The following is a 25,167-nucleotide window of genomic DNA, read 5'->3' as shown; positions in this document are numbered from 1 at the left end:
CATGCCGCCGCGGCAAGGACGCCAGGCCGGGTAGATCAGGCCAGGCCGCGGAAGAACAGGTCGAGCATCGCCTCTCCGTCCCGGCGGATGGAAAAGCTGTCCGGCGCGCGCAACCAGGAGACGTAAATGCCGTGCATGAGGGAATACAGCGCCAGCGCTGCGACGCGCGGTTCCAGCCCGGCGCGCACGTGGCCGAGTTCCCGCGCTCGCTGGAAATCGCCCTCCACGCGCTGCAGGCTCTCGGCGTCGATGGCGAGCTGCTGTTCGAAGGCAGGGTTGACCTCACCGGTGAATTCGCACCGCGTCAGCAGGATGCTGTAGACGTTGCGGTAGGTCTCGTTCTCATCCAGCTGCGCGAAGGCGATGCGGCACAGCTTGCGCAGCAGCCCTATGGGATCGTCGCCGCCGACTTCGCGGCGGTACTCATCCGCCATGTTCGCGAACGGCAACCGCACGCGCTCGAGCATGGCGGCGAACAGGTCGCTCTTGTCCCTGAAGTGCCAGTAGATGGCACCGCGGGTCACGCCGGCCCGCCGGGCGATATGCTCGAGGCTGGTGCGGGACACGCCGCGCTGGAGAAATTCCTGCTCGGCCGCGTCCAGCAGCGCCTCACGGGTGGCGTCGGCCTCGGCGCGGGTCCGCCTCACCACGACTGTTCCCATCCCCCGCCCAGCGCCTTGAACAGCGTGGCGGTGGCGGCGTAGTGGTCGGCGCGCGATTGCGCGAGGAGCAGCTCCGCGTTGAGCAAGCCGCGCTGCGCATCGAGCAGCTCGATGATGCTGATGTAACCCTCCCGGTAGCGAATGTCGGCCAGGGCCTCGGTGCGACGCAGTGCGGCCACCTGGTCCTCGACCGCGCGCTGCGCGGCAAGGCTGTTGTCGTACGCCCGCAGGGCGTCGCGCACCTCGGCCACCGCCACCGTCACTGCTGCGCGATACTGCAGCTCCGCCTGTTCCATGAGGGCACTGGCAATCTCCACACCGGCGCGCCCGCGGCCGAAATCCAGCAAGGGGCCCGAGGCCGCCGCACCGACCCGCCACGACTCGGCCTCGCTGCTGAAAAGATCACCCGTGCTTCCGGCGACCGTGCCCACCAGGGCGGCGAGGTCGAGCTCCGGCAGGCGTGCCGCCATGGCCACGCCCACCCTTGCCGTCGCCGCCTCCAGGCCCGCTTCGACGGCACGCAGGTCCGGACGCCGCGCCAGCAGCTCGGCCGGCAGGACCTCAGGGATGGCGATCCCTGCCGCCGCGGGTTCTTCGACGGGCGCGCCGAGGTCGAGGCCCGCCACCAGCGCGGCCGGATCGAGCCCGACCAGGATGGCCAGGGCGCTCTCTCGGCGGTATACGGCGTCGACACGCGCCGGCAGCTGTGCCCTGACGGTGGCAAGGTCGGATTCCGACTGCATCACCACCAGCTCGTCGACCATCCCGGCCTCGTAGCGCAGCCGCTGCACGCGCACGTTCTCTTCACGCGAGGCCAGCGTCTGCCGCGTGATGTCGAGCTGCGCCTGGGCGCTGCGCAGCCCGTAGTAACCGGTCACCACGTCGGCAACGAGCGTAATGCGCAGGGCCTCGTGCGCAAACATGCTGCGTTCGAGCTCCGCCAGCGCGGCCTCCCTGCTGCGCGCCAGCCGCCCCCACAGGTCGAGTTCGTAGGACAGCACGCCGGAGACGGAAAACACGTTGCGCGGCGGGATCTCGATCCCCTCGAGGCCGATCGCAGCGGCGGGCTGGCGCTGCCGCGAGGCCTCGGCCTGCAGCGCCACGGTGGGAAACTGCTCTGCGCGCGCCAGGCCCACCCGCGCACGGGCTTCCTGCACACGCGCAAACCCGAGATGCAGCTCCAGGTTGTCTTCCAGGGCGCGCTCTATGAGCTCATCCAGCACCGGGTCGTCGAAGCGGCGCCACCAGGCCTGTATTTCAGCTGCGGTGGACGCCGGGACCGCCAGCGCGTCGGGCCACGCCTGCGGCAACTCCAGCTCCGGCCGCTGGTAATCAGGGCCCACCGCACAGGCGCCCAGGATCAGCGCCAGCGGAAGCAGCAGCAGGCGCCTCTTACACATGGTCGGCCTCCTTGCCGCCACGCCGCCACGAGGACAGGTCCTCCAGCAACTTGTAGAACAGCGGCACGAACAGCAGCGCCAGGGTGCTCGCCAGGATCATGCCGCCGACCACCACGGTGCCGATCTCGCGCCGGCTGGCGGCGCCCGCGCCGGTGGCGAACACCAGCGGCAGGCTGCCGATGATGAAGGTCAGTGCCGTCATCATGATGGCGCGGAAACGCTGGCGCACGGCGCGGGTCGCCGCCGCCAGGGCGCTGAGTCCGTCGGCCCGGTTCTGCGCCGCGAACTCGACAATAAGGATGGCGTTCTTGGCCGCGAGCCCGATCAGCACCAGCAGGCCGACCTGGAAGTAGATGTCGTTCGGATAACCGCGCCACGTGTTCGCCAGCACCGCGCCCAGCACGCCGAAGGGCACGGCGGTGGCCACGGCCAGCGGCAGCGACCAGCGCTCGTATTGCGCCGCGAGGATGAGGAACACCATCGCCAGGCCCATGGCGAAGGCCGCGCCGCCTGCGCCCTCCGCGGCCTCGAGCTGGTAGGCCTCGCCGATCCAGCCCAGCCGCGCCTCGTTGCCGAAGTTCTCCGCCACTCCCGCCTCGAGCGCGGCCTTGACCTGGCCGGTGGTGTAGCCCGGCGCCGGCTCGGCAAGAAAGCGGATCGCAGGGAAGAGGTTGTAGCGATCCACCGTGTCCGTAGCGCCGTAGCGCTCCAGGCGCACCAGCGAGCTGAGCGGGACCATGCTGCCGTCACCGGCCCGCACGAAGACTCGACGCAGGTCTTCCGCTTCGCTGCGGAAGTCGCCCTCGGCCTGGACGTTCACCTGCCAGTTACGGCCCTCGAGCGTGAAATCGTTGACGTACAGGCTGCCGAAGGTGCTCTGCATCGCCTCGAACACCGAGTTGATCGGCACGCCCTGGGCGCGTACCCGGTCGCGATCGATCTCGGCGCGATAGTGCGGCACGCTGGGGTCGATGAACATGCGCAGGCTGCCGATCTCCGGCCTGTCCGCGGTGGCCCCGTACATCCGGTTGGACAGCATGCCCAGGTCGTCCACGTCGAGCTGGCCGCGCCCCTGCAGGTATCCCTCGACGCCGCCGGTGAGGGACAGCCCCTGGATGGGCGGCGGCGTGAATGCAAACACGTTCGCTTCCTGGATCCCGACGCCCAGCCCCATGATGCGTCCGGTCACGGAGGCCGAGTCCTGGCCCGGGCCGGTGCGCTCGTCCCAGTCCGCCAGGCGCGCGAAGCCGACGATGGCGTTGCTCTTCTCGGCCCGGCCGATGATGTCGAAACCGGCGAAGCTGGTGAACTCGCGCACCTCCGGGAAATCACCGAGCAGGGCACCGGTGATAGCGTCTCTCACCTGCTCGGTGCGCTGCAGGGCCGCAGCGGGCGGCAGCTGGCCGACGACGATGGAGACCCCTTGGTCCTCCTGCGGCACCAGCCCCCCGGGCAGCCGCAGCAACAGCCACGCGGTGACGACGATGATCGCCGCAAACGCAAGCACGCCTGCCAGGCTGTGGCGCAGCAGGAAGCTGACGCCGGTGACGAAGGCGCCCGTCACCGCCTCGAAGCCGCGGTTGAAGGCCCTGAACGGCGCCGGTACGGTCTTCGCCTCCTTGTCCAGCAGCAAGGCGCACATGGCGGGGGTGAGCGTGAGCGCGACGATGCCGGAGACCACCACCGAGATGGCGATGGTGACGGCGAACTGGCGATAGAGTTCGCCCGAGAGCCCGCCGAGAAAAGTCACCGGCGCGAACACCGCCACCAGCACCAGCGTCGAGGACACCACGGCGCCCGCTACCTGCTGCATGGTCTGGATCGAAGCCTCCCGCGCCCTGAGGTTCTCCTCGTGCATCAGCCGCTCGACGTTCTCCATCACGATGATGGCGTTGTCCACGACAATACCGATGGAAAGCACCAGGCCGAACAGGGTGAGCAGGTTGACGGAAAAGCCGAAGGCCTGCATGCCGAGGAAAGTGCCGATGAGCGACACGGGGATGGCGGCAACCGGGATCAGCGTTGCGCGCAGGTGCTGCAGGAACACGAAGGTGACGAGCACCACCAGCGCGACCGCGATCAGCAGCGTGGTGTAGACCTCGCGAATCGAGATGCGCACGAAGTCGCTGGTGTCGTAGGGGATGCGGTACTCCAGTCCCTCGGGGAAGCGCTGCGACATCTCCTCGAAGGCGGCGTACACGGCGTCCGCAGTCTCCAGCGCATTGGCGCCGGGCTGCAGGAAGATGCCCATCGGCACCGCCGGCTTGCCGTTGTAAGTGGCCGAAAAGCCGTAGTTCTGCGCGCCCAGCTCGGCGCGTGCCACGTCGCCGAGCCGCAAAATGGCCCCGTCCGTGCCGCTGCGCAGGATGATGTTCTCGAACTCTTCCGGGGTGGCGAGCTGGCCGCGCGTGGAGACGGCGAAGGTGAAGGCCTGGTCCGCGGGCGCCGGCGCCGCGCCGATCCGGCCGGCAGCGAACTGCGCATTCTGCTCGCGCAGCGCGGCGGCCACGTCGCTGGGGGTGAGACCGTACTGCGCCAGCAGGTCGGGGCGCAGCCAGATGCGCATGGAGTAGTCCTGTGCGCCGAACAACGAGGCATTGCCGACGCCCGGCAGGCGCACCAGCTCGTCGAGCACGTTGAGCAGCGCATAGTTGCTGATGTAGAGCGTGTCGTAGCGCCCGTCGGGCGACAGCATGACCGGCACCATGAGGATGCTGGTGGAGCGCGACTCCACGCGCACGCCCAGGTTGCGCACGGTCTGCGGCATGCGCGGCAGCGCCGCCTGTACCCGGTTATTGACGTTGATCTGGGCCTGGTCCGGGTCGGTGCCGATCTCGAAGGAGACCGTCAGCTGCACCACGCCGGAGTCGTTGGCGGAGGATTCCATGTAGATCATGTCGTCGACGCCGTTGATCTCCTGCTCCAGCGGCGCCGCCACCGAATCCGCCAGCACCTGCGCACTGGCGCCGGGGAACACGGCCGTCACCACGACCTGTGGCGGCACCACGTTCGGGTACTGCTCCACCGGCAGGGCGCGCAGCGCGGCGCCCCCCCCGAGAATGATGAGGATGGAGATGACCGAGGCGAAGATCGGCCGGTCGATGAAGAAACGCAGCATCAGCCTTGCCCGTCGCCTGCGCCCTGTCCCGCGCCCTGCCCCGCGCCCTCCAGGGTCACGGCCGCGCCATCCTGCAGCGCGACCTGGCCGTTGATTACCACGCGGTCACCGGCGCCGAGCCCCTCCAGCACCACCTGCCGGCCGCCGACCAGCGGGCCCAGGCGGACTGCCCGCGCCTGCGCCGTGTTCTCTTCCGTCACCAGGAACACCTTGGGGCCTTCGGCGCCCTGCGACACCGCTTCCGGCGGCAGCAGGAACACGCCTTCCAATCGATCCACCACCAGGCGCACGCGAACCGTCTCCCCTGGCCGCAAAGCACGTTCGCGGTTGGGAAACACCGCCTGCGCCACCACGTTGCCCGTATCCGGGTCCACGTTGCTGGCCAGGTAATCCAACTGTCCGCGATGCGCGTAGACGCTGCCATCGGGCCAGTACAATTCGACGCCCAGCTCCACCGCAGCGTTATCTTGCAGCGCACGGCGCGTGGCCGCGTCGGTCGCCGGCAGTGCAAACCGCAGCTGCACCGGGTCGAGCTGCGTCACCGTGGTCAGCAGCGCGCCGACGTTGATGAGATTGCCTGCCGTGACCTGCTCCAGCCCCGTCGTGCCCGGCACCGGAGCGCGCACGGTGGTGTAACCGAGTTCGAGCTCCGCCTGCGAGACGCCGGCTTCGGCCTGTGCCAGCCGCGCCTGCGCGAGCTCCCTGTTCGACAAGGCCAGGTCACGCTCGCGCCCGCTGATTGCAGCCTGGTCGAACAGGCCGGACACCCGCCGCCATTCGCGCTCGGCCTGGTTGAGCGCAGCGCGTGCATTCGCCAGCTCCGCGCGCGCGCGCTCCAGCGCGATGCGATAAGGCGCGGGATCGATGCGGAACAGCGGCGCTTCTGCAGCCACCTCGGCGCCTTCCTCGTAAAGTCGTTCCTCGAGAATTCCACCCACCCGCGCGCGCACTTCGGCATGGCGCATACCGCGCACGCGGGCCGTGTAGTCCGCCTCGATCGCTATGGTTTCAGGCTCGACAGACGCAACCGTCACGGGCGCCGGGGGCATGGCGCCGGCACCGCCCGGTCCCTGGGGCCCGCCGCTTCCGTCCTCACGCCCACAGGCGGCGAGTGACAGCACAACGACGAGCCAGGGCCCCAACACGAGACCGCGACGGGAATGTTCGAGAGCGCGCATGCTGAGACTCCGGGATAAGGCAAGCGCCCTTTCGATCGCGGGATGGCAGGCAACCTGAAGGGCGCGGTGGCAAGTGATCAGGCGCCGGATTATACATTCGTGAATGTATGTAAACAACCGGGAGCAAGACACTCGCCACCCCGCCGCCACCCTGGAGGGCCTAGTTTTCCGGCCCGCCCCCACCGATCCACTGTCCCAGCCAGGCCTCCACCACGCGGTGCCACTGCACCGAGTTGGCGGGCTTGAGGATCCAGTGGTTCTCGTCGGGGAAGTACAGGAAACGACTGGGAATGCCGCGCCGCTGCAAGGCATTGAAGGTAGCCAGTCCCTGCTCCAGCGGGACACGGAAGTCCTTCGCCCCGTGGATCACCAGCATGGGCGTGCGCCATTCCGCCACCAGGTTGACCGGGTTGTGGTGCTCGAAGCCTCCCGGTGCCTCGAACTGTGGCCCGCCCATCTCCCACTCCGGAAACCACAGCTCCTCGGTCGAGTAGTACATGCTGCGGTTGTCGAAGATCCCGGAGTGGTTGACCAGGCAAGCGAAACCGTCGGGCCAGGCGCCGGCGATCCAGTTGATCATGTAACCGCCGTAGCTGGCGCCCAGCGCGCAGGCCCGCTCGCCGTCGAGAAAGTCATAGCGCGCCAGCGCGGCGGCCCAGCCCAGCTGCAGGTCCTCGAGCGGCTTGCCTCCCCAGTCCCCGCTGATGCTGTCTGTGAAGTCTTGCCCGTAACCTGTTGATCCATGGAAGTCTATGAACACCACCGCATAACCCTTGCCGGCATAGGTCTGGGGGTTCCAGCGGTAGTGAAAGGAGTTACCCATGCTGCCCTGCGGCCCGCCGTGGATGATGAAAGCCACCGGGTAGCGCTGCCCGGCCTCGAAGCCCACGGGCTTCACCACCCAGCCGTAGACCTTCTCTCCGCCGGCGCCGGCGAAGCTGAACTGTTCGTAGGCGCCGAAAGCGACTTCGTCCAGGAGTGCCGCGTTGTGACTGGTCAGCTGGCGTTCGCCGCGTCCGCGCACGTCGGTGACGAATAACTGGGCCGGTGCGGCCAGGTCATGGCGCGCGAACGCGACGCCATCGCGCCCGACGCTGAAGCCCGCCACGCTGCCGTCCCCGCTCAGCACCGTGGTGTCACCCGACCGCAGCTCGACCCGGAACAAGCGGCGGTGGCCGAGATCGTCCGACCAGGTGAAGACGCTGCGGCCGTCCGGGCCGAACGCCAGTCCGTGTGCGGAACGGTCCCATTCCGGCGCCACTTCGCGCGTCGCGCCCGAGCGCAGGTCGCGAAGCATGATGCGGTAGCGATCGGCCTCGAAGCCGGGACGGCTCATAGCCAGCCAGGCGATGTAGCGCCCGTCCGGCGACCACGCCGGGCTGGTGTCACTGGCCAGATTGGCCGCGGTGAGGTTCTCCAACACCGGCTCATCTCGCGCCGCCACACGGTAGACATCGGTGTTGGTGCTCCAGGGCTCGCCTTCAGGCGCGACGCGCGCCACGAACAGCAACTCGCTGCCGTCCGGACTGAACGCCCATTCCTCGGCGCTGCCGAAGGGGCGCGTGGGGATGTCGGCATCCAGCCCGACGCTCACGCGTCGCGGCGCCGCTGCCTCGCCGCCCTCGCCCAACTCGCCGAGAAACAGTTGTGCCCGGCGCCCGTCTTTCCAGCTGTCCCAGTGCCGCACGAAAACCCGCTCGTGTACGACACCGGTGGCCGGCTCAGCCGCGCGCTCGTCCAGCCGCGCGCGGGTACACGCCAGGTCCTCGCAGTCCAGGAACACGTCCATGCTCAGCGCCAGCTGGTCGCCTCGCGGCGACACTGCGAAGGCATTGACGCCCACCGGGTAATCCGTCACCTGGCGCGCCTCGCCGGCCTCGGCCACCGGCAGCCTCCACACCTGTGCCTCGCCGCCACGGGTCGAAAGGAAATACAGCCCCCGGCCATCGGGCGCCCAGCGCGGATGCCAGGCGCTCGCCGTCGGGGCGGTGAGGCGAATCGGCGCCGCTGCAGCGTCGGCGGGCGCCAGCCAGATGCCGGTCACGCCCCGGTTTCCGTCCCGGTCGGTCTCCCGCAGGACGTAGGCCACGGTGCGTCCGTCGGGCGCCAGCTGGGGATCGGAGACACGCGCAAGGTTCACCAGGTCTTCGACGTCGAAGGGCCGCGCCGCCGCGAGGCCGAGCTGCGGTACCGCAAGCGCGGCCAGCACCAGCCCTATAGTAAGAAATCGCATGATATTTCCCTTTTAACCCACTGTTCCTTATTATCTTTCTTCCTCTGCGCCCCACAAGGACTCGAGGCGCTCGTCCCGCCCGCAGTTGAAGCGGTAGAAACGATAACGCAGCGGGTTCTTCAGGTAGTAGTCCTGGTGGTAGGCCTCGGCCGGGTAGAAACTGCCTCCCAGCGGCGCGATCACGGTGGCCACCGGCGCACTGAAACGCGTGCGGATCTCCTGCAGCGATTTCTCCGCCGCCGCGCGCTGGGCTTCGTCATGGTAGAAGATCGCGCTGCGGTACTGGGGTCCGGCGTCGCAGAACTGCCGGTCGACGGCCAGCGGGTCAATGTTGCGCCAGAACACCTGCAGCAGCTCCTCATAACTGATGCGCGCCGGGTCGTAGACCACCTGCACCACCTCGGCGTGACCCGTGAGTCCCCGGGCCACCTGCTCGTACGTCGGGTCCGGCTCCGGGCCGCCGGCATAGCCCGAGGTGGTCGAAAGCACGCCCTCGAGCTTGTCGAAGGGCGGCTCCATGCACCAGAAGCAGCCGCCCGCGAAGGTCGCGCGGGCCGTCTCGGCGCCGGCGGCCGGCACTGTGTCCTCGGCCGCTACGCTGTAAGCCGCCCAGGCCAGCAGCACGGGTCCCAGCAGCGCCAGGCCCAGCCGGCGCATCCCGGCGCTCACTGTCCCGGGTCCCGCAGCGGTGGGAGAGCCTCGCCGCGGGGCACGAATTCCAGCGCCAGGCCGTTATTGCACCAGCGCTCGCCGGTCGGCGGCGGACCGTCCTTGAAGACGTGGCCCTGGTGGCCGCCGCAGCGGCTGCAGTGGTACTCGGTGCGCGGCCAGATGAGCTTGAAATCGCGCTTCGTGCCCATCGCGCCCGGCAGCGGCCGGATGAAGCTGGGCCAGCCCGTGCCGCTGTCGAACTTGTCGGCGCTGTCGAACAGGGGCTGGTAACAGGCGGCACAGATGTAGGTGCCGTCACCGTATTCCTTGTCCAGCGGACTGCTGCGCGCAGGCTCGGTCGCCTCCTCGAACAGCACGCGGTAGCGGTCCTCCGGCAGGATCTCTTTCCAGTCCTCCCGGGCCGCCTGCAGCCGACCGCCGGCATCGTGCGCACCCGCCCCGGACGGCTCCGCCATCACTAAAGAAGGCCACAGGGGCGGGGCAACCAGCACCGCCGCCATGTGGCCCAACAGGATTCTCCTGTGCATATCCAACTCCCCTTGCGTGATCGACAGATTGTAGTTCGACCACGCAAGGGGTTTGGAGTTGCGTCTCAGTAGACGTCGTGCACCGTGTTGTAGATGTTGAACTTGCCCGTCGGGGTAACGATGCGCGCGTCGTCGATGACCTTCTTCAGCTTGCGCGTCTTGTCGTCGACCACCACGATCGCCGAGCGCTGGTCCATGCCGTTCCAGACCGAAAACCAGACCTCGTCGCCAGCCTGGTTGTACTCCGGCTGCACCACCCGCTTGGGACCCGGGCCGAGATTGGCCCACTCCGCGATGGGCAGCACTTCGAAGCCGGCCTCGAGGTTATCGATGTCGAACACGGCGACGCTCTGGCTCATGCCCTCGTCCGGGTTGAGCGGCGTATCCACCCAGAGGTTGCGCGACTTCGGGTGCGTCTTGACGAACAGGGAACCGCCGCCCTGCCCCTCCAGGATGCGTACCGCTTTCCAGGCCTGCTCGGGATGCCCCTCGGGGTCCGTGCCGATAAAGGTGATTTCCTCGTTGCCCAGCGCGGAGGTCACCCACACGGGCCCGAATTTCGGGTCGACCAGGTTGGCGCCACGGCCCGGGTGCGGGATACGGGTCACGTCGACCAGCGCCGCCAGCTTCTGCTCCTTGGCGTCCACCACGGCGATCTTGTCGGACTGGTTGGCCGCGGTCATGAAGTAACGCTTGCTGGCGTCCCAGCCACCGTCGTGCAGGAAGCGGGCCGCGCCAATGGTCGTCTCTTTCAGCGCATTCACGTCGCTGTAGTCCACCAACAGGATCTGCCCGGTCTCCTTGACGTTGACGATGAACTCGGGATGCTCGTGCGAGGACACGATGGCGGCGACGCGGGGTTCCGGATGGTATTCCTGCGTATCCACGGTCATGCCGCGCGTGGAGACGATCTTCAGCGGCTCCAGGGTGTCGCCGTCCATGACCACGTACTGCGGCGGCCAGTAGGCGCCGGCGATGGCGTACTTGTCCTCGTAGCCCTTGTACTTCGAGGTCTCCACCGAGCGCGCCTCGAGACCGATCTTGATCTCGGCCACACGGTTCGGCGGGTTCGCCCACAGGTCGATCATGTCGATTTTCGCGTCGCGGCCGATGGTGAGCGCATAGCGTCCCGAAGCAGAAGGACGCGTGATATGCACCGCGTAGCCGGTGTCCACCACCGACACGATCTCCTTGGTGTCGCCGTCGATGATGGCGATCTGGCCCGCGTCGCGCAGCGTGACGGCAAAGAAATTCTCGATGTTGCGATCATGCTGCGGCTTTGTCGGACGCTCCTCCGGCGGCACGAAGACGCTCCACGACGCCTGCATCTCCGGCATGCCCCACTCCGGCGGCGCCGGTGGCTCGTGCTGCAGGAAGTGCGCCATGGCCTGGATCTCGCCCTCGGTCAGGTCGCCTGACGTGCCCCAGTTCGGCATGCCGGCCGGCGAGCCGTAAGTGATCAGGGCCTTGAGGTACTCGGTGCCCTTCTCGCGCGTGATGTCCGGCGTCAGGGGCTTGCCGGTGGCGCCGCGGCGCAGGACGCCGTGGCAGCCGGCGCAGCGCTCGAAGTAGAGCTCAGTCGATCGCGCCCATTCGGCCTCCGTGATCGGCGGTCCCTCGGAATCCACCAGGCGCCGCGCCGTATCGGGATCCATTCCCAGCGGGGCGCCCTCGTACTTCAGGGACGGCGTGCCCGCCACGGGATGGTCTGCCGGTCCCTCGGCAGCCGCCTGGCCCGCGCCGCCTGCGCGCGCCCGGGCCACCTCGGCCACTTGGATCTCGCCGCCGGCGTTGTCCCAGGAATTGAGCACGAAGCTCAACACATTGGCCACGTCTTCGTCGCTGAGATAAGCCATCGGCGGCATGACGGCGTTGTACTTCTTGCCGTTCACCATGATCTCGCCGGAGAGACCGTGCAAAACGATCTCCGGCAGGCGCTCCCGGTTGGCGTCGATCCAGTCCGAGTCTGCGAGCGGAGGGAAGGCGCCGGGCAGGCCGGCACCCGTCGGCCCGTGACAAGCCTGGCAGACGTTCTGGTACACCTTCTCGCCCGCCGCAAGCCGCGCCTCCAGGCCCTGGCCGGCGGAGGCCACCTCGGCCGCATGCACGGCGGTTGCCTTGTCCACGCCCTCGGACTGGCCCCTGGCCTCGCAGCCCGGCGCCGCCAGCGCCGCGAGGAATGCCACGGATATCAATCGGCTCAACATCTCACTTACCTCCCATCCTTGCCCCGGCGGGGCAAACAAAAAGTCATCCGGCCCCCAGTGCGAGGCGTACGGCCAACGACACGCTGCGCCCGGGCGCAGACAGCGCCGGCACCAGCGGATCGTCTGCCGGCAGGTCGCGCAGGGCGCCCCAGCGCCACCAGGTCCGGTCAAAAAGGTTGAATACGCCGGCGCGCAGGGTCAGGCGCCCGGTGACCTGCCACGCGTAGGCGAGGTCGAACACGCCGTAGCCCGGCGCGCGGAAAGCGGGCGCATCCGCGGTTCCGGCCAGCGACTGGCCGCGGGCGAACAGCCCGCTGAGACGCAGCTCATGGCGTCGCGAGGGCGCGTTCCACGCCAGGTGCGCCACGGCGGCGGGCGGGCCGACACTCTGCAGCCGGCTGCCGTCCACACGCGACTCTCCCTGCGCCCACCAGGCGGCAAACCCGGCCTTGAGGCCGCCGAGCCGCGGCGGCAGCAGAGCGAGACGTGCCTGCCCTTCCATTTCCACGCCGCGGATCCGGGCCCGTTCTATGTTCTGCGACTGGAACAGCAGCACGCCGCTCTCCGGGTCCGGTCCCAGCGGGACCATGGAGGCGATGAAATCGCGGTAATCCGTGTGGAACAGCGCGACGGCCAGGCGCGAGTCGGCTTCGCGCCAGCGCAGGCCGAGCTCCCACGCGCGCGACGTCTCTGACTTGAGTTCCGGGTTGGGCAGCGCCCGCACCCGGAACAGCGGAATATCGAGGCCGATATTGAGGTCCTCGGCAGGTGGCGCCCGGAAGCCCGTGCTCCACTGCGCCCACAGCTGGACACCGCCGGCGGCATGCCACAGCACGCCCAGTCGGGGAGACACGTCGCTGGCATCGAGATCGGCCGGTGCGGTGGTGGGGTTGGCTGCGCGCCAGCCCGCATCGTCCCGGGCACGGACCTGGCTGCGGTCGAAGCGCAGTGCCGGGATGACCGTCCAGCGGCCGGAAACAGCATCGATCTCGTCCTGCAGGAAGACGCCCGTTTCATCGCTGGTGGTCACCGGGATATCGCGCAACGGGAAAGATTCGCCAAGCACCACGCTGGATACTTCCCCCGTGGCCAGGTCGATCTGCCGCGCATCACGTTGCTGGTCCAGCTCATGGCGCGCCTGCTCGACCCCCACGGTCACACGGTGTCGCCAGTGCGCCCCGGGGATCTCCCGCGTCACGTGCGCGCGCAGGCCGGTCGCCACCGTGTCATAGCTGAACTCGCGCTCGATCCGCAGCGGCTGCGGCAGCAACTCGCGCAGGTCCAGGGTGTCCTGGCGCGTGTCGTGGGCGCTCCGGAACAAGGTCGCCTGTGCCGAGAGCCGGTCGCGTTCCAGCTGCCAGTCCAGGGCGCCGCTGTGCCGGCGCATCTCGTCGTCGCCACGCAACTCCGTCGTGGTGGCAAATCGGCCTGTGCCCAGCAGGCTGCCGAGCTCGGTGCGGGCGTCTTCCCGCTGCGAGCCGAGCGTGAGGCGCAGGTGCCAGTCGTGCACGCCGCCCAGCACCACCTTGGCCAGCAGCGCATCCTGTTCGCGACGAGCGCGGTCGAGATCCTGGTCGAGGGCGGAGCGATCCGGCGCCTCCGCCCGAAGACGACTGGCGCCGAGCAGTAAACCGTGGGCATCGCCTTCCCACGCACCGACACCGCTTGCGTGCCAGCCGGAATCAACCCCTGAGAAACCGCTTTTCAAGCGCCCGCCGGGTTGGCCGGGTCCGCCGGCAAGGTCGCGCGGATCAAAGGTGCTGACCGCCACTACGCCACCGATCGCCTTGGAACCGTACAGCGCGGATGCGGGCCCGCGCAGCACCTCGATGTGCCGCACGAAATCGAGCACCGTGCCCGCCCGGCCCGCGTCAGCGAATGTGCCCACGGCAAACCGGTCCTGCACCGGGACCCCGTCGATTTCCATGAGCACGCGGTTGCCGCCGATGCCCCGGATATTCAGGCTGCGGGAACCGAAGCGGGTGCCCTGGGATTCGACCTCGATCCCCGGGGAGTAGCGCCACAGGCCCTCGGGATCCACGGCCATGCGCTCGTCGATGTCGCGGTGGTCGAGGACCGAGACCATGCCTACCACGCTGTCGAGCGGACGCGCGGTGCGTGTGCTGACGACGGTCACGGGGGCAAGCGCGAGCGGAGTTGCGTCGGTCTCGAGGCCGGCCAGCGAGGCCGACCCGGTCCAGGCCGCACCGAGGGCGACGGCCAGGAACCGGGCGCGATGCCAACTATAAAACATGCATCGATAATAAATCATTTATCGTCTTTATCGCAATGGACCGGCGCTTCCGGCTTGCGGCGTATGCGGGTACCCAAGGCATCGCAGGCCCACTAGTCTTCAGGACAGAGGACTGCGAGAACCCCAATGGCATCGCCCGAGCCCCGCCCGGCGGAACCCAGCTGGCACAGCCTGCCGGCCGTGGACGTGCTGGCGCGGCTCGAGGCGGATCGGCGCGGCCTTTCTGCAGCGGAAGCAGAGCGTCGTCGCGCACGCCACGGCACCAACCGCCTCCCCGAGCCGCCGCGCCGCAGCGCCTTCATGCGCCTGCTCTCCCAGTGCAACAACGTGCTCATCTGGGTACTGCTGGCCGCTGCGCTGATCACGGCGCTGCTGGGGGAATGGACCGACACGGCCGTGATCCTCGGCGTGGTGGTGATCAACGCCGTCATCGGCTTCGTGCAGGAGGGCAAGGCGGAACGTGCCCTGGAGGCGATCAGCGGCCTGCTTTCCCCGCGCGCCACGGTGCTACGCGACGGCCGCCGGGAAGAACTCCTGGCGGAGGACCTGGTGCCCGGCGACATGGTCGCGCTGCAGGCGGGGGACCTCGTGCCTGCGGACCTTCGCATAACGAACCGCCGCAACCTCCAGGTCGATGAAGCAATCCTCACCGGTGAATCGGTGGCGGTCGAAAAATGCGTGCTACCCGTGGCAGAGGCTGCGCCACTGGGTGACCGTCACTCCATGGCCTGGTCTGGCACGCTGGTCGCTGCCGGGACCGGGACCGGGGTCGTCGTGGCAACCGGCGGCAATACCCAGATCGGGCGCATCAGCGCGATGCTCTCGCGCGTGCAGACCCTGAGTACGCCGCTGACGCGGCAGCTCGATCGATTCGCCCGCAAACTCAGCCTGGTGATCGCAGTTATCGCGCTGGGCACAGTGCTGTTCGGCGTCCTGGTGCACGATTACCCGCTCGAGCAGATGTTCCTGGCCGCCGTGGGACTCGCAGTCGCGGCCATACCCGAGGGCCTGCCCGCAATCATCACCATCACGCTGGCCATCGGCGTCCAGCGCATGGCGGCCCGCAACGCCATCATCCGCCAGCTGCCGGCGGTCGAGACGCTCGGCTCGGTCTCTGTCATATGCAGCGACAAGACCGGCACCCTGACCCGGAATGAAATGACCGCCAGCCGCGTCGCACTGCACGACTGCGAGTACCAGGTCACAGGAGTCGGCTACGACCCGCACGGCACCATACATGGTGAAGGCGTGGAGACGGACCCCGGAGGGGACGCGGTCCTGCTGGAGTTGTGCCGTGCGGCGGCATTGTGCAACGACGCGGAATTCCACATCGAAGACGCCACGCCGAGGCTCAATGGGGATCCCACGGAAGGCGCGCTGCTCATCCTGGCGATGAAGGCGGGCCTCGATCCGGACCGGCTGCGCCTCGAGGTGCCGCGCGACGATGCCATTCCCTTCGAGTCGGAACATCGTTACATGGCGACCCTGCACCATGACCACCATGACCACCGCTTCGTCGTCGTCAAGGGTGCACCCGAAAGAATCCTCACCATGTGCGACTCGGTGGTGGCGCGTGATGGCAACGAGTCCTGTTGCCGCCAGGCGTGGCTCGAGCGGGCCGAGGCGCTTGCTGCGGACGGTTTGCGCGTGCTGGCGCTCGCTACGGGAGCGCCGCGTGCGGGTTGCAGCGGAGAGCTCACCACCACCGAGGTCGAATCAGGACTTACCCTGCTGGGGCTGGTCGGGCTGATCGATCCGCCGCGCGAGGAAGCGATCCGCGCCGTCGAGCAATGTCGCGACGCAGGCATCAACGTCAAGATGATCACGGGCGATCACCTCAGCACCGCCCGGGCCGTGAGCGCCGCCATGGGTATCGGCGACGGCTGCAACGCCGTGCTCGGCGCGGAGCTGGAGCAACTCGACGACGCAGCGCTGATGGAAGTGGCGCTGGAGGCAGACGTATTCGCTCGCGCCAGCCCGGAACACAAGCTGCGTCTCGTCGAAGCGCTGCAGGCGGCTGGTCGCGTCGTTGCCATGACAGGCGACGGCGTGAACGACGCCCCCGCGCTCAAGCGTGCGGACGTCGGCGTAGCCATGGGCAAAGGCGGCACCGAGGTGGCGCGCCAGGCGGCGGAGATGGTGCTTTCCGACGACAACTTCGCGTCCATCGAAAGCGCAGTGGAGGAAGGCCGCACCGTCTACGACAACATACGCAAGGCCATCCTCTTCATCCTGCCGACCAACGCCGCTGAGGCCATCATGATCGTCCTCGCGATCGCCATCGGTCGCGCCTTGCCGATCACGCCCTTGCAGATTCTCTGGGTGAACATGATCACGGCGGTGACGCTTGCGCTGGCGCTGGCCTTCGAGCCGCCCGAGCGCGACATCATGGCGCGCCCGCCGCGACGCCCGGACGAGCCGCTCCTCGGGCGCTTCGTCACCTGGCGCATCGCTTTCGTTTCGGCGGTTGTGGTCAGCGGCACTTTCGGCCTGTTCGTGGCGGCACGTGAAGCCGGCTATCCGCTCGACCACGCGCGTACCATGGCGGTGAATACGCTGGTCATGTTCGAGGCCTTTTACCTGCTGAATGTGCGCCACATGGTGGCCCCCACGCTCAACATCAACGGCTTTTTCGGCAACCGCGCTGCCGTGGCGGCCGTAATTGCCGTCTCACTGTTCCAGGTCGGGTTCACCTACCTGCCAGCAATGAATGCGCTGTTCCACACCGTCCCGCTGAGCGGCCGGGACTGGCTCGTCGTGCTGCTGGTAGCGGCCACGGTTGTGCCGCTCGTGGAACTGGAAAAGTGGATCCTGCGTCGGCGCGGCGCCCGGCCCTGAGAATCATGGGCGCGTTCACAGGGTCTTGAGATACTCGATCAACGCGGCACGCTCATGCTCGCTGAGCACGTCGCCGAAAGTGTGCCCGCCGTTGCCGTAACCCGGGCGCGTGGTGTCGTAGATCCGCCGGGCCTCGTCCGCGCCAGCGGCCCCGTCCTTGCCATGGCCGAGCGCCTCATGGCGCCACCCGAGTGTCGCGGTATCGTACTCGCGCGGCTCGAGCACGTGGCGCCAGTAACGCGGTCGCTGGCTGCTGTCGAGCAGCGCCGCGATGCTGGGCACCGAGTCGTTGTGCAGGTAAGGCGCCGTCGCCCACACGCCGTCCAGCGGCGGCGCAACGTACCCGGGCGCCGGGCGCGCCTGCGCAGTCCGCCCGTAGAACGAGCCGTTGAACCAGCGGATGAAACGCTCTGCCTCTACCGCCTGCAGGGCGTACGCCGGATCCGTCCCGACCTGCTCCAGGGCGACGACGAGGTTCGGATAGCTCTCTTCCTCGCCGTAGCTGCCATGGCAGGCCGCACAGTGGCCCCCGAACACGGCCTTCCCCTCCGCCGCCAGCGCCTTGTCCAGCGCGAACGGCCAGGCCGGCGGCTCCAGCGACGCAATGAAGGCGCGCACGTGGCTGAACCATTCATCGATCTCGCGCGCTTCGGCCGGGTCGTCGGTGCACACCAGCGACTTGAGCATCATGTAGGGCACGTGATCCCCCTGCCCGCCGCCGTGGTAGAACATGGCGTGTTTCTTCTGCATGCGCCACCATGGCGGCACCGCAGTCGGCAGGGGGTCGCGCGGCGGCGGCTCGAGCGCGGGCTGGTCGAGCCATGCCAACGTCTGCGGGTCACGATGCGCCATGAGGGCCATGGTCAGGTTCGGCGCCGGGTTCACGCCGACCGTATCGGTAATCATGTACGGCGCGATGGCGCCGATCCGGTCGGCCCAGCGTCGCCAGGCCTCCGCCTCCGGCCCGTCCTCGACCAGCAGCCCCAGGCGCTCGATGCCTTCCATGGGGTTCGTCGTGAAGTCCGCGAAGGCGTTCCCCAGGCCCACGACCAGCTCGCCATTGAACTGGGCGCCGTGGCAGGCCAGGCAGTTGCTGACGACGAGTTCCACGCCGTCGGCGTTGGTGGTGGCATTGAGGGTGTAGGGGAGCTCGGCGTTGCGACCCAGCCGCCCCGGCGGCTGGAGCGAGCGGTCCGGCGGGCTGTCGGCGACGGCCGCGCGGAATGCCGACAGGGGCACGCCGCAGCTGACATAGCCGCGGTTGACGATGATCTCGTAGCCGAGCGCCGGGTCGCCCTCGCGCTGCGCCGCTGCGGGCAAGACCCCGGGCTCGCCGGGCTGCACCGCCGGAAGTTGATCTGCCTGATCGCCACCCGGACCACAGGCGGCGACCCACAGTGCCGCAAGCATTACGGCAAACCTGGCCTGACAGTTCATCTCCAACACCTCGATCTCGATCCGGCGCTCATGGCGCGGCGAAATTACTCAGCGACAGCAGGCCCCATTGGTCTCCGCCTGCATCCTCGGCCGCCGGCACGATCACGCCGGACCACGCCGTACCAACGTCACCCGGCTGCGCCAGCGGTGCCCAGCGCCCCGGCACCGCCGTCCCGGGCGCAGGGACGTTCCATTCCAGTGGCGACTGTCCGCCCCGCGCGGCGGTCGCAGCAGCCTCGGTCGGTTCGGGCAGCCGGTCCAGCGACCGGCCCGACGGAAACTCGGTGCAGCCCCCCAGCGGAACGCCGCCACCGCCACGCCGGCGCAGCGCTTCGCAGTGCATGGCCGTCCCCTCTTCCGTATGGGTCCACACCCGCGCCAGCGCCAGCTGGCCACGTCCGACCGGCGGCGCCTGTCCCCAGCTTCGGTCCAGCAGGGCGCTGCCGCGCACCGCCAGTGAGCGACCGCCGATCTGGAGCATGCCGTCGGCATCCAGTCCCGGCCACCAGTAACCACGGCGTGCGTCGGCCGCAGTGCCGGCGGGGACCGTGGCTGGCAAGCGCAAAGTCAGCTCGAGTGCGCCCCCTGAGGCAGCGCCGAGCACCCGTCCCGTGCCCGCATCCGGCGCGATCTCGATGCGCCAGTCTTCCAGCCATGCCGATACGACTTGCTCTCGCGCATTCGCACCCGCCAGGCCGAGCGCCTCGCGACTGAAGCGTTCCGCCGCGACGCGGGGGGCGTGCTCCGGCTCGATGGAGAAGGCGCCCTGCCATGCCGCGCTTGCCGCCCAGGCCGAGTCCCTGGCGGCGTCGTCCGCCTGCAGCACCACACGCTGCAGCAGCAGCTGGAAGCCATAACGCCGCCCGTCCTCGCCGCGCAGCAGGCCGGCGACCAGCCAGGACTCAGTGAACTGCTGCGCATGAGGTGCGTGATCCTGCGGCCAGCCCAGGGGTCGATCATCCGGCGCGGGAAAGCTCCGCGCTACGGCCTCAAGTCCCGCCAGGGATGTCTCGAGTGCCGCCAGTGACTGCGGGCGCTCGCCGCCTTCGGGCGGTGCGCAACCCGCCACGAGCGTGAACGCCGCCGCGCATGCCGCCCACATGCGGCTGCCCCCGCCCGTCACGGCGTCCTTGTCCTGGTGCATACCATGCAGTGTATATCGCGCCGGGCTGAGGCGCCGATTCAGGAGGATGCGTCTACCAGCCGCCCTTGGGCAGGCGCTGCCGCACTTCAGGATAGCGTTCCGGGTCGAACACCGGCTCCACGTGGAAGGCCAGCTGCGCGTTGTAGTCGCGCATCAGCTTGATGACCACGCCCGACAGGAGCAGCACGGCGACCAGGTTCACTATGGTCATGAAACCCATCGACAGGTCGGCGATGGCCCAAACCAGCGGCAGGTCGAGCTGGGAGCCGACGAAAATGCCCACCAGGACCACGCAGCGATAGGCGGTGACCAGGCGCGGGTCGCCATGGATGAAGGCCAGGCTCGTCTCGCCGTAATACGTGTTGGCCATGATCGAGGTGAAAGCGAAAAACAGCAGCGCGACGGTCATGAAGCCGGCGCCCCAGTCGCCGACCAGCGCACTCATGGCCCCTTGCGTCAAGGCCATCCCGGTGAGCCCTGCGCCGGCCTCGAACTGCCCGGAGAGCAGGATGATCGCGGCCGTGGCGGTACAGATCACGATGGTGTCGGTGAACACGCCGAGCATCTGCACATAGCCCTGGCTGGCCGGATGGCGCACGTCGGCGGTGGCCGCAGCGATCGGGGCACTGCCGGAGCCGGCCTCGTTGGAGAACAGGCCACGACGCACGCCGTTGATGAGCGCCTGGGCGATGCCGTAGCCGAGCACGCCGCCTGCGGCCTCGCCGATACCGAAGGCGCTCTCGATGACGAGACGGAAAACGCCCGGCAGGCGCTCGGCGTGCGTCGCCACCAGCCACAACGCCATGCCGAGATAGGCCAGCGCCATGAAGGGCACGACGATTTCCGCCACGCGCGCAATACGCCGGATGCCGCCGAAGATCACCAGCCCGACGAAGAACGCGGTCAACACGCCCATCCATGCCGTGCTGATGTCGGTCACCTCGGCCACCGCAGCGGCCATGGTGTTCGACTGCACGCCGTTGAAGGCGATCGGGTACGCCAGGATGAGGAACACGGAGAACAGTACGCCCATCCAGCGCTTGCCCAGACCGTATTGCATGTAGAAGGCCGGGCCGCCGCGGTAGCTGCCGTCGCCATTCGGCACCTTGAACAGCTGCGCCAGCGTCGACTCGAAGAAACTGGTGGCCATGCCCAGCATGGCGGTGACCCACATCCAGAACACCGCGCCCGGGCCGCCGAGTTCCAGCGCGACCGCCACGCCGGCGAGGTTCCCCGTGCCCACGCGCGCGCCGAGGCTGGTGCAGTAGGCCTCGAAAGAAGAAATGCCGCCGTGCTCACGACGGAAGCTGCGTTTCATGACGCCGAAGGTATGACCGAAGTGGCGCACCTGGATGAAGCCGGACATCAGGGTGAACAGCAGGCCGGCGCCCAGCAGCAGCCAGATCAGCAGCGAGCCCCACATCAGGTTGTTGGCAGCGTCGACGAATTCCTTCACGCGTTCAGGGCTCCAGCTTGCTGACAGCGCGAGAGTCTACGCGAGAAGCGCTCTGGCCGCAGTCATGCGGGCGTCGGCTCAATCGCCACGATCAGGGGTCGGATACGCGAAGCGCCGGAAGGCCTCTCGGCGGAAAGGACGCCACCGGTCTTCCGGCTGGGCCAGGCGATCGGCGATGGCCCACAATGCCAGCGGGTTGTGGCCGAGACCGCAGTGGCTGCCGAGCACGCGGATGTTCTCCGTAGTGGCCGACGGTCGCTCCAGGGAGCAGCGCCAGTGCACCACGCCGTCGGTACGGGTGTAGATCGAAGTGGAGGGTACGGGGAGCGGTTGCGAGAGTCGCGCCAGCAGCGCCGGATCCATGTGCGCCTCGCTCTGGCCGCTCACGTCTTCGTACAACAGCGTTACCGCGGTGCCGGTGTGGTTACGGAAGGGCGAGCCCATGGTGATCACCAGGCGGACGTCCTCGGGCGCCATCCAGGCCAGCTCGCGCGCGTACATCCCCCCCAGGCTCCAGCCGATGACGCTGACCTTGCGGCCGTAGCGGCGCCGCAGCTCGCGCAGGCGCCCGAGCAACCGTTCCTCCGTCTCCCCCACCCCGCCGAGATTACGCCCCTGTTTCCAGCGATGTGCGGCATAGCCGAGCGACTTGAGGAACTGCCGCAGCGGAAAGGTAGAGCTGCCGCTGGCGAGAAAGCCCGGCACGACCAGTACGGGATGACCGTCGCCACGAGGCGCCTGGCGCAGCAAGGGATAGAGCCAGGCCATGGCGCCGAGCTCGAACACGGCCCTGCCTTCCAGCACCTGCCACAGCAGGGCCGGCGGGCCGACCCGCTCTTCAGCCCCGGACATGGGAGCGGCTCCGCGTCGTGGTCTTGCGTTGCGGCGCGACGGCCTGTTTCAACGCTTCGAAGCTGGCGTCGATCCCTGCTACCAGCCGCTGCAAATCGGGCACCGCCTCGTGCGCCGCGGTGGCGCTGATCGAGAGGGTGTCCAGGTAGCTGGTGACCACCAGGATCAGGCCCAGCCCGTCCAGCACCGGCGCGGTGCCGTAGCCCTCAAGCAACCGTGCCGTACCCAGGTACAACGGCTCGCGGGGACCGGGCACGTTGGTGATGACGAGGTTGAAGGGCGGCCGATGGTAGCGCGCGAGATGCAGCCCCGAGTACAAGCTGGCCGCCGCGGTCGCCAGGGAATACGGTACGAAGCGCGAGGTGTCTGCCAGCGTGGCGGCCCCGATGGCGTCCGTATAGGCCTTGCTGTCCACCGCATGGGTGTGGATACGACGCAGCCGCTCCAGCGGGTCCCGCACTTCCACCTCGAGCGGCACCAGCATGGCCGAGACCCGGTTGCCGCCCTTGTGCACCTGGTTGCGGATGGAGATCGGCGCCATGGCCACCAGGTCGCGCTCAGGCAGGTTGCCGTAGTCCTTCAGGTAGTGGTGCAGCGCCCCGCTGCAGACGGCGAGCACGACATCATTGACGGTCGCGCCGGGGACCGCGGCGCGGATCTTGCGGATCTCGCCCAGCGGCAACGTGGCCGCGTCGAAGCCGCGGCGCGAACTGATCGGCACGTTGAACGGACTGCGCGGCGCCTGGAACAGCATCGGCGGGGCGTGGTGCTCGCGCGCGATGAACTCGCGCCCCAGGCCGAGGCCGCCGCGCACCATCCCGGCCGCCCAGCCAAGCGCCTCGCCCGGTTCGCGCAAAATGCCGCGCAGGCTTTTCCCCAGCAACTCCAGGCCGCCGGGCGCCGGCGCCGGGCGCCGGGGACGTGCTGTGCCGCGGCGGCGCTTCAGCCGGCGTGGTGCCGTGCTCCAGATGGCATTGAACATGTCGAGCGTACCGAGACCGTCGGCGGCGGCATGATGCACGCGCGAGATGACGGCGAAACTTCCGCGCGGGAAGCGCTTGCATGCATCCAGGTCGGAAACGAAGGTGAGATGCCACAAGGGGCGCTCGGGGTCGAGCGGACGCGAGAACATGCGCGCGGCCAGGTCGCGCATGGCCGTCCAGTCGCCCGGTCGCGGCAACGCAGAGTGCTGCAGGTGCAGGTCGAGATCGAAATGCGGATCCTCGACCCAGAAGGGCCGGCCGAGTCGCAGCGGCACCTGTTGCAGGCGGCGCCGGAAAATCGGCGAACTGTCGATGCATGCAGCGATGTGGCTGCGGAATTCCTCGAAGCCGAACGCCCCGCCGGCCGACTCGTAGACGTGCAGCCCACCCACGTGCATGGGTGCGTTGCGCGCATCGAGATACACGAAGGCGGCGTCGAGGCCGGAAAGCTGCTCCATCTGTAAGCGGGTCCCGTGGCTGAAGGTCACGATTATGCGCGGACGTGGCGCGGGCGCAAAGGCGGTCGTCTCGTGGCCATCGTCCTGGCCGGCGCCCCACCATATCTCAGTCAGCGCCCGCCCGCCTGGCCAGGCCGGCGATGATCTCGGCGTCGGCGCGCTCATAACCGGCGCGGAAGAACACGTGCCCGGACTGGTCTACCCATGCAGTCCACGGCGCGAGCACGACCGTGGCGGGGCGTCTCAGGCTGAAGGTGTGCGCCGTACCCGTGGCCAGCGCGGCGGCCAGTTGCTGCGGCGCGAACCCGGCCTCCGGAGTCGCGAGGGCATCCGCCAGCCCGGCAGCGTCCGCGAGGCGTACCGCGCCCGCCAGGGATCGCTCCGCCTCGGCACCGCCATGCATGAAGACACCCGGATGCGGCCACACCGGAAAACGGAACTCGCCGAGGAAACTGCGTGGGCCCGGCAGCTGCCGCACGATGAGCTTGCCGGGAGCCGCCCAGTCGGCGGCACGCGGCGACAGCGAGGCGCCGTACTCGTCGAACACCTGCAGGCCGAGCTCGTCGAAACGCCCCGGCTGGCGCCGCGCGAGGGGGACGACCTGCGACGCCACGAGCTCGGGCGGCAGCACCCAGTCGGGGTTGACCACCAGGTAGCGCAGCTCGCCGCGGAAGGGGGTCATCTCCCTCAACATCGGCGCCAGCTCGGTGGCGAAAGTCGCCACCGGATCGCTGTGATCAAGGAGCACGACCTGCTGCCCGGCCAGGTCGATGACGAGCAGGCGCCCGCGCACCTCGGCCAGCAGCCAGCGGGCGCGCTCCAGGTTGGCGCGCAACAGCCCCATGAGCTCGTCCACGGGACGATTGATGGCGCGGCGCGTAGCAGGGCCGAAACGCCCGTCGGCCTCCAGCTGGTGGCGCACCTGGAACGCGCGCAAGGCCTCTTCCAGGGCCGGTTCGAAGCGCGGCGAATCGATCACCACGCCGGGGAAATCTCCGGTCTGCGCCAGCCTGCGCCGCAACTGTACGACCCTGGGGTCCTCCATCCCCTGCTGCAACACCGGGCCACCGCCGATCTCCGGCCAACCCCCTTGCTCCGCCACCAGCCGGTAACGTGCCAGCATGGATTTGAGCCGCCCGTATATCGGCTGCACCGGGCGGAGCTCCCCGAGCTGCACCGCCACGGCGTTACCCGTGGCAATGCGGGTGAGCACGACCGCCGCCGGCTCGCCGCGCACGTTGCCCTCGAGGTCCCAGCGTGGCGCGCCAGTGACGGGGTCGAGCTTGCCGCGCGCAAGGTGCGCCACCAGGCGGGCCAGGGCGTCACTCAGGAGCAGGTCCGCGGCGGCGGCCAGCGCGGCGTCGTCCGGCACCTCGCTGCGCTGGCGCAACAGCTCGCGCAGGGCTTCGAAATGATAATCCGCAGGGTCCAGGCCGTCGCCGCTGACCGCGGCGATTTCACCCAGCATGGCCTCCTCGTTGGCCCGCGTGCTCCACAGCAGTGTGAAACCCCGCTGCTGGTAGAGCTCGGGCAGCACCCGCGCGGAGCGCAGGCGCTGTCCTGCCACGATCACCTGGCCGGTGACGTGCAGCTGCTCGATCGAACGGCGCAAGGTCTCGGCCACCAGCGCGGCGTCAGGAGCGGCAGCCGCAGGCGCAGCCCAGGCCACCAGCAGGGTCGCGAGCAGCAACACTGTGCTGCGCACGCGCCGCGGTCCGCGTGTGCCGTGTTCGAACCTGGTCACCACG

Annotated in this window: 16 protein-coding genes; 1 reads left to right on the top strand and 15 read right to left on the bottom strand. The window is 68.8% G+C overall.

The window, feature by feature from the left end; all coding sequences use genetic code 11:
* Nucleotides 1-35: 35 nt before the first annotated feature.
* The 9 genes from G8346_RS01405 to G8346_RS01365 form a co-directional block, all read right to left on the bottom strand.
* Nucleotides 36-647: a TetR family transcriptional regulator gene (locus tag G8346_RS01405; RefSeq protein ID WP_206202522.1), complete on the bottom strand. Its 612-nt coding sequence runs from the start codon at nt 645-647 to the stop codon at nt 36-38.
* Nucleotides 644-2,062 (bottom strand): efflux transporter outer membrane subunit, encoded by a 1,419-nt coding sequence (locus G8346_RS01400; protein WP_166047473.1) that lies wholly within the window; start codon nt 2,060-2,062, stop codon nt 644-646. The genes G8346_RS01405 and G8346_RS01400 overlap by 4 nt, the downstream gene beginning before the upstream one ends.
* Nucleotides 2,055-5,180 carry an efflux RND transporter permease subunit gene (locus G8346_RS01395; protein ID WP_166047471.1) on the bottom strand — a complete coding sequence of 1,042 codons (3,126 nt, stop codon included), beginning with the start codon at nt 5,178-5,180 and terminating at the stop codon, nt 2,055-2,057. Before G8346_RS01395 ends, G8346_RS01400 begins: the two co-directional genes overlap by 8 nt.
* Nucleotides 5,180-6,358 (bottom strand): efflux RND transporter periplasmic adaptor subunit, encoded by a 1,179-nt coding sequence (locus tag G8346_RS01390; RefSeq protein WP_166047469.1) that lies wholly within the window; start codon nt 6,356-6,358, stop codon nt 5,180-5,182. The genes G8346_RS01395 and G8346_RS01390 overlap by 1 nt, the downstream gene beginning before the upstream one ends.
* Nucleotides 6,359-6,518: 160 nt before the next feature.
* Nucleotides 6,519-8,591 carry a S9 family peptidase gene (locus tag G8346_RS01385; protein WP_166047467.1) on the bottom strand — a complete coding sequence of 691 codons (2,073 nt, stop codon included), beginning with the start codon at nt 8,589-8,591 and terminating at the stop codon, nt 6,519-6,521.
* A gap of 30 nt (nt 8,592-8,621) precedes the next feature.
* Nucleotides 8,622-9,260, bottom strand: coding sequence for a peptide-methionine (S)-S-oxide reductase MsrA (gene msrA, locus G8346_RS01380; RefSeq protein ID WP_370520512.1), 639 nt, complete (start codon nt 9,258-9,260; stop codon nt 8,622-8,624).
* Nucleotides 9,257-9,790 carry a peptide-methionine (R)-S-oxide reductase MsrB gene (msrB, locus tag G8346_RS01375; RefSeq protein ID WP_166047465.1) on the bottom strand — a complete coding sequence of 178 codons (534 nt, stop codon included), beginning with the start codon at nt 9,788-9,790 and terminating at the stop codon, nt 9,257-9,259. Before msrB ends, msrA begins: the two co-directional genes overlap by 4 nt.
* 65 nt (nt 9,791-9,855) lie before the next feature.
* Complete coding sequence (locus G8346_RS01370; RefSeq protein WP_370520511.1) at nt 9,856-11,976, bottom strand: cytochrome D1 domain-containing protein; 2,121 nt, start codon at nt 11,974-11,976, stop codon at nt 9,856-9,858.
* Between the two features lie 64 nt (nt 11,977-12,040).
* On the bottom strand, nt 12,041-14,251 hold the full coding sequence (locus G8346_RS01365) for a TonB-dependent receptor domain-containing protein (RefSeq protein ID WP_166047461.1): 2,211 nt from the start codon (nt 14,249-14,251) through the stop codon (nt 12,041-12,043).
* 126 nt (nt 14,252-14,377) lie between these two features.
* Between G8346_RS01365 and G8346_RS01360 the strand changes: the two genes are divergently transcribed.
* Nucleotides 14,378-17,089, top strand: coding sequence for an HAD-IC family P-type ATPase (locus tag G8346_RS01360; protein WP_166047459.1), 2,712 nt, complete (start codon nt 14,378-14,380; stop codon nt 17,087-17,089).
* A gap of 15 nt (nt 17,090-17,104) precedes the next feature.
* On the opposite strand, the gene G8346_RS01355 is transcribed toward G8346_RS01360, so the two are convergent.
* The 6 genes from G8346_RS01355 to G8346_RS01330 form a co-directional block, all read right to left on the bottom strand.
* Nucleotides 17,105-18,499: a cytochrome c gene (locus G8346_RS01355; RefSeq protein WP_166047457.1), complete on the bottom strand. Its 1,395-nt coding sequence runs from the start codon at nt 18,497-18,499 to the stop codon at nt 17,105-17,107.
* Between the two features lie 55 nt (nt 18,500-18,554).
* Nucleotides 18,555-19,670 carry a carotenoid 1,2-hydratase gene (locus G8346_RS01350; RefSeq protein ID WP_166047455.1) on the bottom strand — a complete coding sequence of 372 codons (1,116 nt, stop codon included), beginning with the start codon at nt 19,668-19,670 and terminating at the stop codon, nt 18,555-18,557.
* Between the two features lie 52 nt (nt 19,671-19,722).
* Complete coding sequence (locus G8346_RS01345; protein WP_166047453.1) at nt 19,723-21,126, bottom strand: sodium:alanine symporter family protein; 1,404 nt, start codon at nt 21,124-21,126, stop codon at nt 19,723-19,725.
* 78 nt (nt 21,127-21,204) lie between these two features.
* A complete protein-coding gene (locus G8346_RS01340) occupies nt 21,205-21,978 on the bottom strand; it encodes an alpha/beta fold hydrolase (RefSeq protein WP_166047451.1) in 774 nt (257 codons plus the stop codon).
* On the bottom strand, nt 21,965-23,419 hold the full coding sequence (locus tag G8346_RS01335; protein WP_166047449.1) for a wax ester/triacylglycerol synthase family O-acyltransferase: 1,455 nt from the start codon (nt 23,417-23,419) through the stop codon (nt 21,965-21,967). Before G8346_RS01335 ends, G8346_RS01340 begins: the two co-directional genes overlap by 14 nt.
* 106 nt (nt 23,420-23,525) lie before the next feature.
* Nucleotides 23,526-25,163 carry a peptidoglycan-binding protein gene (locus G8346_RS01330; RefSeq protein ID WP_166047447.1) on the bottom strand — a complete coding sequence of 546 codons (1,638 nt, stop codon included), beginning with the start codon at nt 25,161-25,163 and terminating at the stop codon, nt 23,526-23,528.
* Nucleotides 25,164-25,167 lie beyond the last annotated feature (4 nt).

Source organism: Thioalkalivibrio sp. XN279, assembly GCF_011089885.1.
Classification (GTDB): domain Bacteria; phylum Pseudomonadota; class Gammaproteobacteria; order Steroidobacterales; family XN24; genus XN24.
This window is presented reverse-complemented; position numbering and strand designations above follow the sequence as displayed.

Excerpts from the sequence above, each read along its gene's own strand:
- G8346_RS01400 (WP_166047473.1), bottom strand. The coding sequence starts at position 2,062 with ATGTGTAAGAGGCGCCTGCTGCTGCTTCCGCTGGCGCTGATCCTGGGC.
- G8346_RS01395 (WP_166047471.1), bottom strand. The coding sequence starts at position 5,180 with ATGCTGCGTTTCTTCATCGACCGGCCGATCTTCGCCTCGGTCATCTCC.
- G8346_RS01390 (WP_166047469.1), bottom strand. The coding sequence starts at position 6,358 with ATGCGCGCTCTCGAACATTCCCGTCGCGGTCTCGTGTTGGGGCCCTGG.
- G8346_RS01385 (WP_166047467.1), bottom strand. The coding sequence starts at position 8,591 with ATGCGATTTCTTACTATAGGGCTGGTGCTGGCCGCGCTTGCGGTACCG.
- msrB (WP_166047465.1), bottom strand. The coding sequence starts at position 9,790 with ATGCACAGGAGAATCCTGTTGGGCCACATGGCGGCGGTGCTGGTTGCC.
- G8346_RS01365 (WP_166047461.1), bottom strand. The coding sequence starts at position 14,251 with ATGTTTTATAGTTGGCATCGCGCCCGGTTCCTGGCCGTCGCCCTCGGT.
- G8346_RS01360 (WP_166047459.1), top strand. The coding sequence starts at position 14,378 with ATGGCATCGCCCGAGCCCCGCCCGGCGGAACCCAGCTGGCACAGCCTG.
- G8346_RS01355 (WP_166047457.1), bottom strand. The coding sequence starts at position 18,499 with ATGCTTGCGGCACTGTGGGTCGCCGCCTGTGGTCCGGGTGGCGATCAG.
- G8346_RS01350 (WP_166047455.1), bottom strand. The coding sequence starts at position 19,670 with ATGCACCAGGACAAGGACGCCGTGACGGGCGGGGGCAGCCGCATGTGG.
- G8346_RS01340 (WP_166047451.1), bottom strand. The coding sequence starts at position 21,978 with ATGTCCGGGGCTGAAGAGCGGGTCGGCCCGCCGGCCCTGCTGTGGCAG.
- G8346_RS01335 (WP_166047449.1), bottom strand. The coding sequence starts at position 23,419 with ATGGAGCAGCTTTCCGGCCTCGACGCCGCCTTCGTGTATCTCGATGCG.